At 70.0% G+C, this 17,514-nt stretch carries 14 protein-coding genes and 1 pseudogene; 9 read left to right on the top strand and 6 right to left on the bottom strand.

From position 1 onward, the window contains the following. Positions 1 to 194 precede the first annotated feature (194 nt). Positions 195 to 4,589, top strand: coding sequence for a S8 family serine peptidase (locus tag ACWEFB_RS25035; RefSeq protein ID WP_452289147.1), 4,395 nt, complete (start codon positions 195 to 197; stop codon positions 4,587 to 4,589). A 235-nt stretch (positions 4,590 to 4,824) separates the two neighbouring features. On the opposite strand, the gene ACWEFB_RS25030 is transcribed toward ACWEFB_RS25035, so the two are convergent. The 5 genes from ACWEFB_RS25030 to ACWEFB_RS25010 all read right to left on the bottom strand — a co-directional run bounded on the left by ACWEFB_RS25030 (position 4,825) and on the right by ACWEFB_RS25010 (position 8,406). Continuing rightward, complete coding sequence (locus ACWEFB_RS25030; RefSeq protein ID WP_326562332.1) at positions 4,825 to 5,145, bottom strand: DUF1416 domain-containing protein; 321 nt, start codon at positions 5,143 to 5,145, stop codon at positions 4,825 to 4,827. 3 nt (positions 5,146 to 5,148) lie between these two features. Then, a complete protein-coding gene (locus tag ACWEFB_RS25025) occupies positions 5,149 to 5,997 on the bottom strand; it encodes a sulfurtransferase (RefSeq protein ID WP_326562331.1) in 849 nt (282 codons plus the stop codon). A 164-nt stretch (positions 5,998 to 6,161) separates the two neighbouring features. Next, a complete protein-coding gene (locus ACWEFB_RS25020) occupies positions 6,162 to 6,239 on the bottom strand; it encodes an Ms5788A family Cys-rich leader peptide (protein WP_311202345.1) in 78 nt (25 codons plus the stop codon). An 81-nt stretch (positions 6,240 to 6,320) separates the two neighbouring features. Continuing rightward, entirely contained in the window at positions 6,321 to 7,145 is an 825-nt protein-coding gene (locus tag ACWEFB_RS25015) for an LmeA family phospholipid-binding protein (protein WP_452289145.1), read from the bottom strand. Positions 7,146 to 7,299: 154 nt separating this feature from the next. Then, on the bottom strand, positions 7,300 to 8,406 hold the full coding sequence (locus tag ACWEFB_RS25010) for a hypothetical protein (protein ID WP_452289143.1): 1,107 nt from the start codon (positions 8,404 to 8,406) through the stop codon (positions 7,300 to 7,302). 261 nt (positions 8,407 to 8,667) lie between these two features. Here ACWEFB_RS25010 and ACWEFB_RS25005 point away from each other — a divergent pair, with 261 nt between their 5' ends. The 7 genes from ACWEFB_RS25005 to pstB all read left to right on the top strand — a co-directional run bounded on the left by ACWEFB_RS25005 (position 8,668) and on the right by pstB (position 15,968). Next, a complete protein-coding gene (locus tag ACWEFB_RS25005) occupies positions 8,668 to 9,396 on the top strand; it encodes a winged helix-turn-helix transcriptional regulator (RefSeq protein ID WP_326562328.1) in 729 nt (242 codons plus the stop codon). 250 nt (positions 9,397 to 9,646) lie between these two features. After that, entirely contained in the window at positions 9,647 to 10,588 is a 942-nt protein-coding gene (locus tag ACWEFB_RS25000) for a polysaccharide deacetylase family protein (protein WP_452289306.1), read from the top strand. 104 nt (positions 10,589 to 10,692) lie between these two features. After that, positions 10,693 to 11,634, top strand: coding sequence for a mycothiol synthase (gene mshD / locus ACWEFB_RS24995; protein ID WP_452289304.1), 942 nt, complete (start codon positions 10,693 to 10,695; stop codon positions 11,632 to 11,634). 212 nt (positions 11,635 to 11,846) lie between these two features. After that, complete coding sequence (gene pstS / locus ACWEFB_RS24990) at positions 11,847 to 12,950, top strand: phosphate ABC transporter substrate-binding protein PstS (RefSeq protein ID WP_452289140.1); 1,104 nt, start codon at positions 11,847 to 11,849, stop codon at positions 12,948 to 12,950. Between the two features lie 44 nt (positions 12,951 to 12,994). Further along, entirely contained in the window at positions 12,995 to 14,092 is a 1,098-nt protein-coding gene (pstC, locus tag ACWEFB_RS24985; RefSeq protein WP_452289138.1) for a phosphate ABC transporter permease subunit PstC, read from the top strand. Continuing rightward, positions 14,089 to 15,171, top strand: a complete 1,083-nt coding sequence (gene pstA / locus ACWEFB_RS24980; RefSeq protein ID WP_452289136.1) for a phosphate ABC transporter permease PstA — start codon at positions 14,089 to 14,091, stop codon at positions 15,169 to 15,171. Before pstC ends, pstA begins: the two co-directional genes overlap by 4 nt. 20 nt (positions 15,172 to 15,191) lie before the next feature. Further along, positions 15,192 to 15,968, top strand: a complete 777-nt coding sequence (pstB, locus tag ACWEFB_RS24975) for a phosphate ABC transporter ATP-binding protein PstB (protein ID WP_326562324.1) — start codon at positions 15,192 to 15,194, stop codon at positions 15,966 to 15,968. A 132-nt stretch (positions 15,969 to 16,100) separates the two neighbouring features. On the opposite strand, the gene ACWEFB_RS24970 is transcribed toward pstB, so the two are convergent. Next, positions 16,101 to 16,988, bottom strand: coding sequence for an NUDIX hydrolase (locus tag ACWEFB_RS24970; RefSeq protein ID WP_452289134.1), 888 nt, complete (start codon positions 16,986 to 16,988; stop codon positions 16,101 to 16,103). Positions 16,989 to 17,344: 356 nt separating this feature from the next. Here ACWEFB_RS24970 and ACWEFB_RS24965 point away from each other — a divergent pair. After that, positions 17,345 to 17,514, top strand: a pseudogene (locus ACWEFB_RS24965) (IS5/IS1182 family transposase); the annotation flags it as partial.

Genomic DNA, 17,514 nt, shown 5'->3' with positions numbered 1-17,514 from the left:
AGTTACTGCCCGAATACTGGCTGACAAGTTCCATTGATCACTACCGCTATGCGCCAGAGCATGACTCCTAGCCGATGTGGGGGATGCTCTGCGTGTCCAACGAGGCCCCCACGCGTGCTACGCGGTGCCGGACAACCCGGCGCCGCGGCAGGCGTCCCGAACCGATCGGGGCGCCGACCAGTGGGGAGGAAAAGATGTCACACCGAACAGGGAGCCGATCCAGACTTTGGCGATCATTCGCCATCGTCTCGGCTGTCGTACTCGGTATCACCGCCCAACCGGCACTCGCCTTCGCGGCACCCGCAGCTACCGCGGCGGTCGACCCACAGGTGCTCAGCGAGCTGAGCGCCAAGGGCAACACCAACTTCACGGTGTACCTGCGCGAAAAGGCCAACCTGAGCGCCGCAGCCTCTCTCGGGGACGCGGACGCCCGGGCCACCAAGGTCTACGAGCAGCTCACCAGCACCGCCGACCGGACCCAGCGCGACCTGCGGGCCGCACTCGAGGACCGCAAGGCCAGCTACAAGGCGTTCTGGGTGGCCAACGCGCTCCAGGTCAGCTCCGGCGACCTGGCGCTGGTCAACGCGATCGCCGCACGTCCCGAGGTCGAGCGGATCGCGCCGACCCGGAGCTACGAGCTGATCAAGCCAACCCCGGCCACCCCGACCGGTACGGGCACCAACGCCGTCGAGTGGAACATCAACAACATCCAGGCCCCGCGGGTCTGGAACGAACTCGGCGTACGCGGCGAGACCGTGGTTGTCGCCAACATCGACACCGGCGTCGACTACACCCACCCGGCCGTGGTCGGCAAGTACCGGGGCAACCTCGGCGGCGGCAACTTCGACCACAACTACAACTTCTTCGACCCGGCCAACATCTGTGCCGGGGATGTCCCCTGTGACAACAACGGCCACGGTACGCACACCATGGGCACCATGGTCGGCGACGACGGTGGCGCCAACCAGGTCGGCGTCGCCCCCGGCGCCAAGTGGATCGCGGCCAAGGGCTGCGAGACCACCGGCTGCTCCGAGGCGTCTCTGCTCGCCGCCGGCCAGTGGGTCGTCGCCCCGACCGACATCACCGGCCAGAACCCCCGGCCGGACCTGCGCCCCGACATCGTGAACAACTCCTGGGGCGGTGGCCGCGGCGACGAGTGGTACGAGCAGACCGTCGCCGCCTGGCGGGCGGCTGGGATCTTCCCCAACTTCTCCTCCGGCAACGACGGGGACCTCGGCTGCAACACCACCGAGAACCCCGGTGACTACCCCAACGCGTACGGGGTGGGCTCCTACGACATCAACAACAACATCTCGTCCTTCTCCGGGCGGGGCACCTCCTCGATCGACGGCTCCATCAAGCCGAACATCTCGGCACCGGGCAGCAACGTCCGGTCCAGCGTTCCGGGCGGCGGCTACTCGGCGTTCAACGGCACGTCGATGGCGGCACCACACGTCGCCGGTACGGTCGCACTGATCTGGTCGGCGGCACCGGCGATCCGCAACGACATCGCCGCCACCGAGGCGCTGCTCGACGACACCGCCACCGACGTGGAGGCGTTGGCCTGTGGCGGCACCGCCGACGACAACAACACCTTCGGTGAGGGCCGGCTCAACGCGTACGAGGCTGTTTTCGAGGCCCCGCGCGGCGGCGCCGGTGAGGTGAACGGCACGGTGACCGAGGCCGACGGCGGCGAGCCGATCGCCGGCGCGACCGTCAGCACCGGTTCCCGTACCGCGACCACCGGAACCGACGGCAAGTACACGCTGCGGCTGCCGACCGGCGACGCCACGCTCACCGTGGCGGCGTTCGGGTTCCACACCCAGACCGCTACCGTCACCGTTCCCGACGGAACCTCGGTGACGAAGGACTTCGCCCTGGTCGGGGCGCAGTTGGTAACGGTCTCCGGCAAGGTCACCGACGGCTCCGGCCACGGCTGGCCGCTCTACGCCAAGCTCGAGGTGGCCGGTCGACCCGGTGGGCCGATCTTCACCGACCCGTTCACCGGTCGCTACTCGTTCACCGTGCCGGGCAACGCCACGTACGCCGTCACCACGACGGCGAAGGCCGCCGGCTACGCGGCCGTGACCAAGGATCTCGTCCTCGAAGGCGCGGCGAAGACCCTGGACGTCGCGGTGCCGGTGGCGGCGGACTGCCTGGCGGCCGGATACTCGGCCAACCTGGGCGCCCCGCTGCTCTCGGAGAGCTTCGACGCCGAGACGACCCCGGCCGGATGGTCCGTGGTCAACCGCACCGAGGACGGCGGCTGGGAGTTCGACGACCCGGGTAACCGGGGCAACCAGACCGGTGGCTCGGGCAACTTCGCCATCATCGACAGCGACATCCTGGGTACGGGCAACACCCAGGACGCCGACCTGGTCACCCCGACGCTGGACCTGTCCGGGGTGAGCGCGCCGGTGCTGAAGTTCAACAGCGACTGGCGGGCGGTCGGGATCACCGACACGGCCGACATCGACGTCTCCACCAACGGCACCACCTGGACCAACATCTGGCACCAGACGGCCAGCCGGCGCGGCCCGCGCGTCGAGGAGGTCCCGCTGACCGGGCTCGCCGGGGCGGCCACCGCCCAGGTGCGGTTCCGGTTCAACGGCACCTTCGCCTGGTGGTGGGAGGTCGACAACGTCACCGTCGTCAACCGGGTCTGCACCCCGCTGCCCGGTGGCCTGGTGGCCGGCTTCACCACCGACCAGAACACCGGTGCCGCGCTCAACGGCGTCACCGTGACCAGCAACGACGTGCCGGCGGACAAGGGTGTCTCGGCGGCCACGGCGGACGACCCGAACATCGGTGACGGCTTCTACTCGTTCTTCTCCAGCGTGACCGGGACCCACCCGTTCACCGCGAGCAAGGCGCCGTACCGGCCGCTGACGAAGAACGTCGCCGTGGTGGCGGACAACGTCAAGCGGACCGACTACGCCCTCAAGGCCGGTCGGCTCTCGGTCAGCCCGCCGCAGATCGAGTCGCACCAGCCGTACGGCAGCACCCGTACCGCCAAGGTGACCGTCACCAACACCGGCAACGCGCCGGCCGAGGTGGAGGTGCTGGAACGGGACGGTACGTTCGAGCTCCTGTCCCGTCAGGGTGCGGCCCTCAACGAGTACAGCGTGAAGGGGCTCAGCCCGGCCCAGAACGGCGTCGCGTACGGCCCGGCCGGTAACTCGGCGGCGGCCGCTCCCGCGATCGACCCCGCCTGGACCCGGGTTGCCAACACCCCGGCCGCGGTCTTCGACAACGCCGCCGCCGTGATCGACGGAAAGATCTACTCCGTCGGTGGTGGTTCCGGCAGCGGCAACGAGCGCAAGACCTGGGTGCTCGACCCGGGAACCAACGCGTGGAGCACGCTGCCCGACATGCCGAGCGCCCGCTCCAAGGCGTCCGCGGCAGCCGTCGGTGGCAAGCTCTACGTCCTCGGTGGCTGGAGCGCCAGCGGCACCCCGGTCGCCTCGGTCGACGTGTTCGACCCGGCGGCGGGCACCTGGAGCACCCTGGCCGGCGTCACCAACCCGGCGGCGCGTTCGGCCGCCGGTACGGCGGTGCTCGACGGCAAGATCTACCTGGTCGGTGGCTGCGCCGACGGTACCTGCACCAGCACGAAGAACACGGTGATCTTCGACCCGGCCAGCAACACCTTTAGCGCCGGTGCCGACTACCCGTTCGTCATCGGCTGGATGTCCTGCGGCGGCATCGGTGGCAAGGTCTACTGCGGCGGCGGCACGGCCGGTTCGGCGACCACCACCGACGCGTTCGAGTACGACCCGGCGGCCAACGCCTGGTCGGCTCTGCCGGACCTGCCGATCGACCTGTGGGGCTCGCAGTACGCCGCCGCCGGTGGCCTGCTGGTCATCGCCGGTGGGGTCACCGCGAACTCCGCCACCATCACCAACCGGACGGTGGCGTACGACCCGGCGACCGGTGCCTGGCAGAACCTGCCGAACGCGGCGTTCACCCGCTACCGGGGTGCCGGTGCGTGTGGTGCGTACAAGATCGGTGGTTCGCCGAGCTCGTTCGTCGGCTCGGTGGAGACCGAGTACCTCGGTGGTCTCGAGCTCTGTGACGAGGCCGGTGGCGACGTGTCGTGGCTGTCCACGGCCCCGTCCACCTTCACCCTGGCTCCGGGCGCCTCGAAGCAGGTGACGGTCACCCTGACCGCCACGGCCGAGGCCGGCGTCCTCCAGCCGGGTACGTACACCGCCGAGCTGGGCTTCGGCTCGGACACCCCGTACCCGGTCTCGTCCGTGCCGGTGGAGATGAACGTGTCTCCGCCGAACGGCTGGGGCAAGGTCCAGGGCACGGTGCTCGGCGACAGCTGCTCCGGCGCGGACGTACCGGTCAAGGCGACGGTACGGGCGAACCTGAACGGCAACCCCGACACCGGCTACACCCTCTCCTCCGACGCCGCCGGGGCCTACGGTCTCTGGTTGCCGAAGGGGAAGTACGACCTGATCGTCGCCAAGGACGGCTGGATTCCCGAGGTGCAGCGCATCACCATCTCGGCCGGCTTCGTTTCGACGATCAACTTCACCCTGGATCCGGTGACGCCCTGCGACACCCGGGTCGGCGGGATCTGATCCCGACCGACTGACCCGCTACTGATCCACGGTGGCCGTCGGACTCACCCGAGTCCGGCGGCCACCGCCGTGTGCGGGTAACCCGGGACCGACTGACCCGCTACTGATCCACGGTGGCCGTCGGACTCACCCGAGTCCGGCGGCCACCGCCGTGTGCGGGTAACCCGGGTACGCAAAAAGCGATCCCCGCCCGAGCCAACCGGCCCGGGCGGGGATCCGCTGCTGTTGTCGCTGGTCAGACGACCGTGACGCCGACCTCGTTGATGCCCCGGCCGGCGGTGACCAGGACGTCACCGTTGCCGTGGCGGGACAGGGCCCGCAGGGTCCAGGTGCCGGGTGCGGCGAAGAACCGGAACTGGCCCTCCGGCGACGTGACGACCTCGGCGGTGAACTCGCCGGTGGAGTCGAGCAGCCGGACGTAGGCGCCGGGAACGGCGTCGCCCGAGTCGGCCCGGACCACGCCGGTGATGACGGTTTCCCGGTTCAGGTCCAGACCGGCCGGCAGCGGGGCCGACTGGTCCGGAGCCGCGCAACCGGCGGCGGTGGGAGCTGTCATGGCTCAGGCCCTCCCCGGTTCGTCGCCGAGCACGATCGGGACGCCGATGAGCGAGCCGTACTCGGTCCAGGATCCGTCGTAGTTCTTCACGTTCTGGTGGCCGAGCAGCTCCTTGAGCACGAACCAGGTGTGCGAGGAGCGCTCGCCGATCCGGCAGTACGCGATGGTGTCGAGGCCGTCGTCCAGCCCGGCCTCACCGTAGATCTTGCGGAGGTCGTCGTCGGACTTGAACGTCCCGTCCTCGTTGGCCGCCTTCGACCACGGCACGCTGACCGCGGTCGGGATGTGACCGGCCCGCTGGGACTGCTCCTGCGGCAGGTGCGCGGGGGCGAGCAGGCGACCGGCGTACTCGTCGGGGGACCGGACGTCGACCAGGTTCTTGACCCCGATCGCGGCGACCGCCTCGTCACGGAAGGCGCGGATGCTCAGGTCCGGCTCCTGTGCGACGTACTGGGTGGCGGGGCGGGAAACGGCGTCCTTGACCAGCGGACGGGCGTCCAGCTCCCACTTCTTGCGACCGCCGTCGAGCAGCTTCACGTCGCGGTGGCCGTAGAGCTTGAAGTACCAGTACGCGTACGCGGCGAACCAGTTGTTGTTGCCCCCGTAGAGGACCACGACGTCGTCGTTGCTTACGCCGCGCTCGGAGAGCAGTGCCTCGAACTGCTCCTTGTTGACCGCGTCCCGGCGTACCGGGTCCTGGAGGTCCTTGCGCCAGTCGAGCTTGATCGCACCGGCGAGGTGGCCGCCGTCGTAGGCCGTGGTGTCCTCGTCAACTTCGACGAAGACCACGCCCGGGGTGTCGAGGTTCTTCTCGGCCCAGTCGGCCGAGACGAGTGCGGTGTCGCGACTCATCAGATCACTCCTAATAAGGATGACGGATTGGTGAGCCAGCGCGGGTATCGATGTTTTTCGTCGCACCACGCGCGGGACCCATAGCGAGAGGATCACGGGTTCGTGCGACGGCGCCGCTGCCGGGCGTGAGGGAAATCAGAGGGTACGCGAGAGCAGCCCCGCCGTCAGATGACGGGGCGACACAGGCAGGTGGCCACGCGGCACAGGTCGACCGCGCGCCGTTTGGTGAGGAGCGTCCCCATGGGCAGGGAGCTTACCAGCCGGAAATATTCGCGTCACCAGGCAACCACGATCCGGGACGGCGACGATCGGGTGAACGCGGGCTAGCTGATCGGTACGTCCTTCGCGGTGGCCCGTACGGCCAGCCCCTCGGGCCGCGGCGTGACCTCCTGCACCTGGAGGTTGAACGGCAGTTCCGGCAGCGGCACCCGGAAACCGATCTGGCGGGCCGCCTCCTGGACCGCCAGGCGGGCCAGCGGGATCTCCGGCAGTCCGTCCACGGTCACGTTGCTGAAGCTGAGCGCCACCTCGGCGCCCTCGATCTTGACGTTGGCCGCGCCGTGCACGGTGAACTGCTGCCCCAGAAACTGGAGCGGGGCGTCCACCAGGAGCTTGCCGCCCTCCTCCCGCAACCGGATGCCGGGCTGGTCGATCAGCTTCACCACGCTGTCGTACGAGATGGTCGCGGTGCCGTTGACGGTCCCGGCGGTCACCTGCCCCTGCCCGGTACGCAGAGTGTTGATCGACGCGGCGATGTCCCGGGCGTCGACGTGCAGTTCCGGCAGGGCCACCGTCGCCTGCACGTCGGGAACCGGTGCCTCCACGTCCCGCAGCACGATCACGATCGACTGGTAGTTGCCGGCGATCACCTGGGTGAGGAACGGCGTGCCGTTCACCGTCACGTCCGGGGGACCGGTCTTGATCCCCTGCCGGGCGGTCTCCTGGCTGATCCGGGTGGCGATCTCCCGCTCGGCGAAGCCGACCGCGTACCGGTCGGCGACCACCAGCGCGGCGACGAGCACCAGCAGCAGGATCAGCAGGACGATGAGCACCTTGCGACCCCGCCGACGCGGGCGGTCCTCGGTCCGGTGGGACCGGGGCAACCGCCGCGGATAACTCTCACCCTGTGCCGGATAACTGTCTGTCACGCCACCCGCCTCCGCCTGCCCGGATCGGCGGAGCGACCGATCGGGAACCGCTTATGTACCCGGCCCGTGTCAGGCTCAACCCGGGAAATCCCATGATCCCCTACGGCGGGCCGAGGGGTCGTGTCGATGCCCGGATACCTGCCGTGTCGACGTGTCAGAGGAAGAAGACGCTCATCGCGTACGCCGCCGGGGCGGCCAGGGCGAAGCCGCCGAGCGGGCCCTGCATGTGCCGGGCCACCCACATCGTCGGCGGTTCACCGGCCATCAGGCGTCCCGCCTCGGAGTAGCCGACGCCGAGGTCGGCGAGGACCGCCGCGGTCGCCGCGACCAGCCCGACGATCGCACCGCTGGTCGGGGTGAAGCCGACCACGTAACCGCCGATCAGGCTACTGGCCAGGGTGCCCAGCATCGCGCCGAGGACCACCCCGGCCGCACCGCGGGGCACCTGTGGCGCCAGCCGGGGCCAGGGCAGGACCGCGTCGGTGAGCCGGGCGACGACCAGGGCGACCCCGCTCCCGCCGAGGCAGACGAAGATCGCCTGGGTGCCGATCGGGAGCCGGCTGAGCACGATCAGACTCGCGAACGCGACCACCCCGATCACGATCAGCAGGGTGGCACCGAGCGACTCGGTGACCCGCGCCCGGTCGGTCCGGCGGACCAACTGGCCGAGAACACCGGCCACGAACCCGGCCACCGCCACGAAGCCGACCGGCCCGAGGGCGGCCACGTCCGGCACGATCGCGGCCACGTCCGCTCCCGCGGCGACCGCCACCGAGACCCCGGCCACCAGTGGCAGCGCGGGCGGTCGCATCGCCATCGTCCAGGCCAGGATGTAGAGCAACTGCACCCCGAACACCACCAGGGCGAACGGGACCCGGGCGCCCGGACCAGAGGTCTGCGCGCCGAAGACCAGCCCGAGGCCGAGCAGGCCGGCGAAACCGGCGACCGCCAGCGCGAGCGGACGGCGGATCGGGACCGGTTCGATCTCCTCCTCGTCCTCGTCGTCGGTGTCCGGGTCGAGACCACTACCGGGTACGGGGTCGTCGGAGCCGCGCTTGCCGCGCAGCCGCCGCCGGCCGGTCTCGAGTTCCGGCTCCTCCTCCACCGCGACCGGCGGTTCGTCGTAGGGCATGCCGGACTGGCCCGGCCCGGGCGGGTAACCGCCACGGGGGGCAGGGCCGGGCGCTGGTCCGGCCTGCCCGGTACGGGGCCCGTCGGCCCAGGAATCGCGACCGGTCTCGGGTGACGTCGAGGGGAACACGCACTGATCGTGCCAGATCGGGCCGCAGACGCACGGATTCTGGTTACGGGGAGGTAAAAACCTCCCCCGTTGAGTCAGAGAACACAGCTGAAGGGGCGATCGTCCGGGATCGGTCCGCAACGGATCCGATAAGCTCGGGCCTTACCCCGCCCCGTCAGCGACGCCGGGACCGACACCATTGACCAGTGACGCCAGCCGGCCGAGAGCCGGAGACACGCTGGCCCACCGCGCGGCGATGCGCCGCCGGGACGGAGGTGATGTGTGGAGATCCTGCTGCTGGTCACCGCGCGTGCAGGCGAGCCGTCGGCCGTACTGCCCGCTCTGGACCTGCTCCCCCACTCGATTCGTACCGCACCCCGCGACGTCCGGACCCTCGTTGCCGGGCCCAGCCCGGACGCCGTACTCGTGGACGCCCGCTCCGAGCTGAGCGAGGCTCGGGCCACCTGCCGGATGTTGCACGCCACCGGGCTCGGCGTACCGCTGATCGCGGTCGTCACCGAGGCCGGACTGATCGCCCTGAACGCCGACTGGGGCGTGGACGACGTGATCCTGGCCAGCGCCGGGCCGGCCGAGGTCGAGGCCCGGCTGCGGCTCGCCGTGGGCCGGCTCACCAACGCCATCGCCGGTGCCGGCGGGCAGATCCGGGCCGGTGAGCTCTCGATCGACCCGGACACCTACGCGGCCAAGCTGAAGGGTCGCCCGCTCGACCTCACGTACAAGGAGTTCGAGCTGCTCAAGTTCCTCGCCCAGCACCCGGGCCGGGTCTTCACCCGGGACCAGTTGCTGCGCGAGGTCTGGGGCTACGACTACTTCGGCGGCACCCGTACCGTCGACGTCCACGTCCGGCGACTGCGCGCCAAGCTCGGCTCGGAGTACGAGTCGATGATCGGCACCGTCCGCCAGGTCGGTTACAAGTTCGTCGTACCGCCGTCGTCGTCCCGCTCCCTGTCGGAGTCGGAGGCGGCCGTGGCGGCGGCCATGTCCGTCTGATCCGTCACCACCCCCGTACCGCAGCCCTCCCGAACGCCATCCGGTGTAACAACTGGGTGGCGTTCGGCGTGTCAGGCTCGACAAATCGGTCTAATGCCTGGAAACGCCTCTTACCTGACAAAAACGTACGTACCCTGAGTTTTCAGGTGCGACGTCAGGAGGGACGGCAGTGGCATCGATACGTGGCCGGGCGTCGGCCTACTACCAGTACGGACACCGCCGAGCTGGCTCGGCCCACCTGCGACTGATCATGGTGCTCACCCTGGCGGTCGGCGCCGTGCTCGGCAGCGTGTACGTGCTCGGCCGTACCCTCAGCACCTCCGACCCGGCAGCCGACCGCAACGGCGTCGCCGCCACACCCGGCCCGTCCGGGGTCGCCACCGGCACGCCTTCCCCCACCGGCACCCCGGCACCGGCCACCCCGTCGGCCAGCCCCTCGTCGGTCGCGCCCACCAACCCCGACGGGGAGACCATCCCCACCGACGACCGCCCCCGGCTCGCCCTGGAAAAGGGCGGCCCGTACGGCAGCCGGATCAGCACCGGCGTACGGGAGGTCGCGCTCACCTTCGACGACGGGCCGGATCCGGGCTACACCCCGCAGGTGCTGGAGCTGCTCGCCAAGTACCGGGTCAAGGCCACCTTCTGCCTGGTCGGCCAGCAGGCAGCCGCACACCCCGACCTGGTACGGGCGATCGCCGATGCCGGTCACACCCTGTGCAACCACTCCTGGTCGCACGACATCGCGCTCGGCGCCCGGTCCCGTACGGCGATCCGGACGGATCTGGCCCGTACCAACACGGCCATCCGGGCGGCGGTGCCGGGCGCCCGGATCGTCTACTTCCGCCAGCCCGGTGGTAACTGGACCAATTCAGTCGTGGCAACCGCCTGGGAACTCGGGATGACCTCGCTGCACTGGACCGTGGATCCCCGGGACTGGACCCGGCCTGGTGCCGGCAGCATCGCCTCGACCGTCACGGGCGGCGTCGGTGCCGGGGCCATCGTGCTGATGCACGACGCGGGCGGCGACCGGCAACAGACGGTCGCCGCGCTCCGGACCATCCTGCCCAACCTGCTCCGCCGGTTCGAGCTGGAGTCCCTGCCGACCGGACTGCCCCGGGACACCTCCTCCGACACCGACCGGGCGGACACGCGGGCGGCCGGACCCGAGGCGTCGGGCGGTACATCCCCGTAGGCGGCCACGGACGTGCCGCACCTGCCACCACAGTGACGTCGCCCTCGGCCCGGTGATCCCACCCGCCGCACCTGGCGCCCTCGGGCTACGGTGGCCGGGTGACCATGGGCGTGCCAGAGGTAGTCCGGACCGATCGACTCGGCCCCGCCGAGATCCGGGACATCCTGGCCCTGGCACGGGCAGCGGACCGCGCCGACGGCGCGGTCCCCCTGTCCGAACACGTGACGCTCCGGCTCCGGCCGGACGACCCCGCCCCCGTCGACCACCTGGTCGTACGCGACCAGGACGGAACGGCGGTCGGCTACGCCCAGCTCGACCGGACCGGTGACCCGACCGGGGCCGAGGCGGAACTCGTCGTACATCCGGACCACCGACGGTCCAGAGTGGGCCGCGCCCTGGTCACCGCGCTGACCGCCGCGAGCGTCGGCACCGAACTGCGGCTCTGGGCGCACGGCGACCACCCGTCCGCCGCCGCGCTCGCCCTCGACCTGGATTTCACCCGCGCCCGGGAACTGTGGCAGATGCGTCGGCCACTCGGCCGGGACCTCGCCGAGCCCACCCTGCCCGACGGAGTTGTCCTACGGGCGTTCCGTCCTGGTACGGATGACGAGGCGTGGCTCGACGTGAACCGGCGGGCCTTCGCCGAACACCCCGAGCAGGGCCGGTGGACCTCGGCCGACCTCGCCGTACGGATGGCGGAGCCGTGGTTCGACCCGGCCGGCTTCCTGCTCGCGGTGCAGGAGTCGACCGGTCGCCTGCTCGGCTTCCACTGGACCAAGGTGCACGGTCAGCCGGACGGGGTCGAACCGGACGGGGTCCGGCGCGAACCGGTCGGCGAGGTGTACGTGGTCGGTGTCGAACCGGAGGCCCACGGTCTCGGCCTCGGCAAGGCCCTGACCTCGGCCGGACTGCGTCATCTCGGTGACCGTGGGTTGACCCGGGTGATGCTCTACGTGGACGAATCCAACGCCTCGGCGGTGGCGCTCTACCGGCGACTCGGCTTTTCCCGTTGGACGACGCACGTGCAGTACCAGCGCGCCGCATAACGGACGTAGCGAACTCCCGCCCCTCAGTTCACGGAACGGACAACTCGCCCTCAGCTGCGGTCCATCTAGCCGGCCGCACCTGTTCACTCCCCGTTCACTCGCGCCCGGCGAACCGGCTACCTGGCACTTCTAACTTGCGTAGTAGCCAGCGGATAGCCGGCTCCCGGGGCACAGTTCCCGGCGCTCCGTCCATGTGAAGGGAAACCCCTCAGGTGAAGCTCCAGCGGCACGGCATTCTTGCCTGCCTCGCTCTGACTGCGGCACTTGCACTCAGTGCGTGCGGCTCGGACAACAACGAGCCCGCCGGGCCCTCGGCCTCCGGGTCCGCCGCCGCAGCCGACTGCGCCACCGGCACCATCAACGCCGCGGGCTCCTCCGCGCAGAAGAACGCCGTTGCCGAGTGGGTCAAGACCTACCAGCAGCAGTGCACCGGCGTGACCATCAACTACGACCCCTCGGGTTCCGGCGCGGGCATCCAGTCCTTCATCGCCGGCACCGCTGACTTCGCCGGCTCGGACTCCGCGCTCAAGGACACCGAGCAGCCGCAGGCCGACGCCAAGTGCCCGTCGGGCAAGGCCATCCACCTGCCGATGGTCATCGGCCCGGTTGCGATCGCCTACAACCTGACCGGCGTGGACGGCCTGCAGCTCAAGCCGGCCACCCTGGCACAGATCTTCTCCGGCAAGATCACCAAGTGGGACGACGCCGCGATCAAGGCCGACAACCCCAGCGCGACCCTGCCGTCGACCGCCATCCAGGCCGTGCACCGCTCGGACGAGTCGGGTACGACCGACAACTTCACCGCGTTCCTGAGCAAGGCCGCCGAGACCGACTGGACCTTCGGCAAGGCCAAGGCGTGGAAGGCACCGGGCGGCACCGGCGCCAAGGGCTCCGACGGCGTCGCCGCCCTGGTCAAGCAGACCGCCGGCACCATCGGCTACGTCGAGCTCTCGTTCGCCGAGAACTCCTCCCTCAGCACCGCCAAGGTCGCCAACGGTTCCGGCGAGTTCGTCGCGCTGAACGCCGAGTCGGCCGGCAAGACCATCGCCAGCGCCGAGGTCACCGGCCAGGGCGACGACCTGAAGCTGTCGATCGACTACAGCACCAAGGAGGCCGGGGCGTACCCGATCGTCCTGGTGACCTACGAGATCGTCTGCAACAAGGGCCTCGCCGCCGACAAGCTGGCGCTGGTCAAGGGCTTCCTCGGGCACGCGGCCAGCAGCGAGGGTCAGGCCGATCTGGCCGACCTCGGCTACGCCCCGCTGCCGGAGTCGGTCCGCACCAAGGTCGAGGCCGCGGTCAAGACCCTCGCCTGACCCGGTAACCCAGCCCCCGGACACCACACGGAGCGAGCGAGCAGATGGGTGAAACCCCTCCCCGCTCGGCCGACGCCGGCACCGGCGGATCGGGCGTGACAACGAGTCACGACCGACCCGTCGGTGCTTCGGCGCAATCGGCCGAGTATTCAGCGACACCGTCCCACCGTGCTCCCGACGGGGGCGGACTGGGCGGCGGCGGTGCCCTGCCCCGGCGCCGCGCATTCGGCGCCGAGCAGTTGTTCCGCGTGCTGACCCTGGCCGCGGGCACGATGGTGCTGGTCATCATCGTGGCGATCGCGATCTTCCTGGTCAGCAAGGCTGTCCCTGCCCTACAGGCCAACCACGAGAACTTCTTCACCTTCAAGAACTGGGCGCCGAACGAGGGCGAGCCCCGGTTCGGCATCGCCGCACTGGCCTTCGGCACCGTGCTGAGCGCGGTCATCGCGCTGCTGCTCGCGGTGCCGGTGGCCCTCGGCATCGCGCTGTACCTCTCGCACTACGCCCACCGGCGGATTGCCAACACCCTGGGCTTCCTCATCGACCTGCTCGCTGCCGTACCCAGTGTCGTGTTCGGGCTCTGGGGTCGCGACGTGTTCAGCGGACCGGTCACCGACCTCTCGGTCTGGCTCAACAAATACTTCAGCTGGATCCCGCTCTTCGGCGGGGAGGGGCCGTTCGGCCGGGCGATCCTGCTCGGCGCGCTGGTCCTGGCGATCATGGTCCTGCCGATCGTCACCTCGCTCTCCCGCGAGGTCTTCATGCAGACCCCCACGGCCAACGAGGAGGCCGCCCTCGCCCTGGGCGCCACCAAGTGGGAGATGATCCGCACCTCGGTCCTGCCGTACGGGCGGCCGGGTGTGGTCGCCGCGGTCATGCTCGGGCTGGGTCGCGCACTCGGCGAGACGATCGCCCTGGCGATGACCCTCGGCGCCACCTTCGCCATCTCGTTCAACCTCATCCAGTCCGGTGGCAACTCGATCGCGGCCAACATCGCCAACGGATTCAGTGAGTCCAACGACATCGGCCGGGGCGCCCTCATCGCCTCCGGCCTGGTCCTGTTCACCATCACGCTGGTGGTCAACATGACCGCCCGGGTGATCCTCAACCGCCGCCGCGAGTTCACCGAGGGGGCAGCATGAGCGCCTCGACCTTGGTCAGCCCCAGCGGAACCGGGGTTGACCTGCGCGGCCGGCGGCTGTCCAAGTGGGCACCGCTCGGCATCGCCGTACTCGCGCTGGCTCTCGCGGCCGTCGTGGTCTACGGCACCGGCATCGGTGGCTGGGTGCTGGTGGTCGTCCTCGGCGCCGTGTTCTACCTGGTCGCGCTCTACCTGGTGGCCCGGAACGTCGAGGGGCAGCGGGCGGCCAACAACCGGACCTGGAGTGCACTGATCCACTCCGCGTTCGTGCTCGCCGTACTCCCGCTCAGCTCGGTGGTCTGGACGCTGGTCTCCAAGGGAACCGCGCGGCTGGACGGCGACTTCTTCGGCAGTTCGATGAACAACATCGGTGCCCGGGACGCGAACGGTGGCGCGTACCACGCGATCATCGGCACGCTGGAGCAGGTCGGCATCGCCACGCTGATCACCGTTCCGCTCGGTGTCGCCGGTGCGATCTACATCGTCGAGTACGGCCGGGGCCGGTTCGCCAACACGATCCGCTTCTTCGTGGACGTGATGACCGGTGTCCCGTCCATCGTCGCCGGTCTGTTCATCCTCTCGTTCTGGGTGCTCATCGTCTCCCCGCACTTCAGCGCGGATGGACGGCCGGGTTACTCCGGTTTCGCCGCCGCACTGGCGCTGAGCGTGCTGATGCTGCCGACGATCGTCCGGTCGACCGAGGAGATGCTCCGGCTCGTCCCGGCGCCGCTGCGGGAGGGCTCGTACGCCCTCGGCATCCCGAAGTGGAAGACGATCCTGAAGATCGTGCTCCCGACCGCACTGCCCGGCATCGTCACCGGCGTGATGCTCGCCGTCGCCCGTGCCGCCGGCGAGACCGCTCCGGTGCTACTGGTCGCGGGTGGTACCGCGGCGATCAACTTCAACCCGTTCGAGAACAACCAGTCGTCGCTGTCCCTGTTCGTCTACGGGCAGGCGACCGAGGCGGGGCGGTATTCGCCCGACCGGGCCTGGACCGCCGCGCTGACCCTGGTGGCCCTCGTACTCGTCCTCACCATCGCGGCGAAGCTGCTCGCTCGCCGCAGCCAGATCTCCCGATGAACCCCGGAGGGGCAATCACCATGGCAAAGCGTGTCGAGGCGGAGAGCGTCACCGCGTACTACGGGTCGTTCAAGGCGATCGAGAACATCAACCTGACCGTCGAGCCGAAGACCGTGACCGCCCTGATCGGGCCGTCCGGCTGCGGCAAGTCGACCTTCCTGCGCTCGATCAACCGGATGCACGAGGTGCTGCCGGGGGCCCGGGTCGACGGCAAGCTGACCATCGACGGTCAGAACATCTACGACAACGACGTGGACGTGACCGCCGTACGGCGGCTGATCGGCATGGTCTTCCAGCGCCCGAACCCGTTCCCCACCATGTCGATCTTCGACAACGTGGTGGCCGGGCTGAAGCTCAACGGCGTACGCCGCAAGTCGGTGCTGGAGGACGCGGCCGAGAAGGCGCTCCGCTCGGCGAACCTGTGGGACGAGGTCAAGGACCGGCTGGGCAAGCCGGGCGCGGGCCTGTCCGGCGGTCAGCAGCAGCGGTTGTGCATCGCCCGGACGATCGCGGTCGAGCCGCAGGTCGTGCTGATGGACGAGCCGTGCTCGGCGCTGGACCCGATCTCCACGCTGGCGATCGAGGACCTCATGTTCAAGCTGAAGGACCAGTACACGATCATCATCGTGACGCACAACATGCAGCAGGCGGCCCGGGTGTCGGACCGTACCGCGTTCTTCTCGATCGAGCGCACCGGTGACCCCGGCCGCCTGATCGAGTACGACTACACGCAGAAGATCTTCAGCAACCCGAGCGTCAAGAAGACCGAGGACTACATCACCGGCCGCTTCGGCTGACCGGCGGCACGACGTACGTGGTCTTCCGGCGACCCGCTCGGGTCACCGGAAGGCCATTTCCGTTTCTCGGCCCACGCGGACGGTTGGGCTCGGCGGGTATCCGCCCGTCCCCTCGGGGTCCCGCCCGGCCGGTCAGCCGAGCAGGAACCGACCGGTGCCGTCCGCGGCCAACTCGAACCGGGGCAGCACCGGCGTGGCCGCGTCCCGCTCGGCGGCGGCGGCCGGCAACCCGGCCAGCCCACCGGCGGTGGCGATCTCGGCCAACGTCACCCTGGTCGGCGGGAGCATCGAGATCTCGCCCGCGTCGGCCCGCGCCAGCGCCTCGGTCGGCCGGATCCACATCGTGTGGTCGGCCTCGCCGGAGACGTCGCGGGTCCGCTGCCCCGCCGGCAGCAGGGCCACGAAAAAGTACGTGTCGAAGCGGCGCGGTTCGAACTCCGGCGTGACCCACCTCGACCAGGGCAGCAGCAGGTCCGCCCGGAGGGTGAGCCGCTGCTCGCTCAGCAGCTCGGCGAAGCTCGCCCGCCGGTCGACCAGCGCCTGCCGGGCCGACTCCCACTCGGCACCGCTCACGTCGCCGACGATGGTGGCGGCGCCCGGTCCGGCGAGCAGGACCCCGGCCTCCTCGAATACCTCCCGCGCGGCGGCACAGAGCACCGCCTGGGCGGCATCGGGGGCCAGGCCCAGCCGGTCACCCCAACTCGCCGCCGGAGGGCCGGACCAGTCGAGTGCGGCCCGCGAGTCGGACGGGTCGACGCCGCCGCCGGGGAAGGCGTGCATGCCGCCGAACGTCATCGCGGCGAGCCGGCGGATCACGTACACCTCGAAGTCGTCCCCGGCCTCGCCGTCGGCGGCCGGGGCCGGGCGGACCAGCAGTACGGTCGCGGCCACCCTGGGTGTGGCCGGCGACCCGCCCTCGGCGTAGAACCGGCGGGCGTGCTCGACCAGCGACTCCGGTGCGGCGTACGTCAGCGGGGTGACCGCCGGTCGAGTCGGCGACCCGCCGCTGTCGATAGTCATGCCGCCGAGCCTAGTGGGAGATCTTGACTGGTGAACGCGCCGGTTGGGAACGCCCACGAAAGCGCTTGCCAACCTCGCTACCTTGGGTAGCCCGCATGCCGGGGAGATGCGCGCGGATCGCGGCAAAAGCGTGCACCTAATCGCGTGTCGGGGTAGGGCTACCGGGTCCGATGCTCACGCACCACCCGCCAGCCTTGTTGCCACTACCTTGCAATAAGGTGGTGGCACTCAAGAAAGCCAAGCAAGGGTGGACGACCGTGATGGTGGAAAAAATCGGGAGCGGGCCCCATGGCGACCTGGCCAGCCTAAAGGACGTCTCGTAACTCGATAGGTGGTCCATGGTGGATCATGTCGGTGTGCAGGTGATCTCGGCAGCTCGCCCGGAGTGGATCTTCCCGTTCACCGGGCTGCAGCCCGTCCAGTTCCGCAGACTCGTCACGCTGGTCGCCGAGCGTGGCGGGGACGCGATCGCTGACGGCCGGCCGGGCCGGCAGTGGTCTCTCGACCTACCGGACCGGGTACTGCT

Source organism: Micromonospora sp. NPDC004704, assembly GCF_053601675.1.
This window is presented reverse-complemented; position numbering and strand designations above follow the sequence as displayed.

Bases quoted from the DNA above. Each gene is read 5' to 3' on its own strand.
- pstC (WP_452289138.1), top strand. From the start codon at position 12,995: ATGGGTGAAACCCCTCCCCGCTCGGCCGACGCCGGCACCGGCGGATCG.
- ACWEFB_RS25025 (WP_326562331.1), bottom strand. From the start codon at position 5,997: ATGAGTCGCGACACCGCACTCGTCTCGGCCGACTGGGCCGAGAAGAAC.
- ACWEFB_RS25020 (WP_311202345.1), bottom strand. From the start codon at position 6,239: ATGGGGACGCTCCTCACCAAACGGCGCGCGGTCGACCTGTGCCGCGTG.
- ACWEFB_RS25000 (WP_452289306.1), top strand. From the start codon at position 9,647: ATGGTGCTCACCCTGGCGGTCGGCGCCGTGCTCGGCAGCGTGTACGTG.
- ACWEFB_RS24970 (WP_452289134.1), bottom strand. From the start codon at position 16,988: ATGACTATCGACAGCGGCGGGTCGCCGACTCGACCGGCGGTCACCCCG.
- ACWEFB_RS25030 (WP_326562332.1), bottom strand. From the start codon at position 5,145: ATGACAGCTCCCACCGCCGCCGGTTGCGCGGCTCCGGACCAGTCGGCC.
- mshD (WP_452289304.1), top strand. From the start codon at position 10,693: ATGGGCGTGCCAGAGGTAGTCCGGACCGATCGACTCGGCCCCGCCGAG.
- ACWEFB_RS25035 (WP_452289147.1), top strand. From the start codon at position 195: ATGTCACACCGAACAGGGAGCCGATCCAGACTTTGGCGATCATTCGCC.
- pstA (WP_452289136.1), top strand. From the start codon at position 14,089: ATGAGCGCCTCGACCTTGGTCAGCCCCAGCGGAACCGGGGTTGACCTG.
- pstB (WP_326562324.1), top strand. From the start codon at position 15,192: ATGGCAAAGCGTGTCGAGGCGGAGAGCGTCACCGCGTACTACGGGTCG.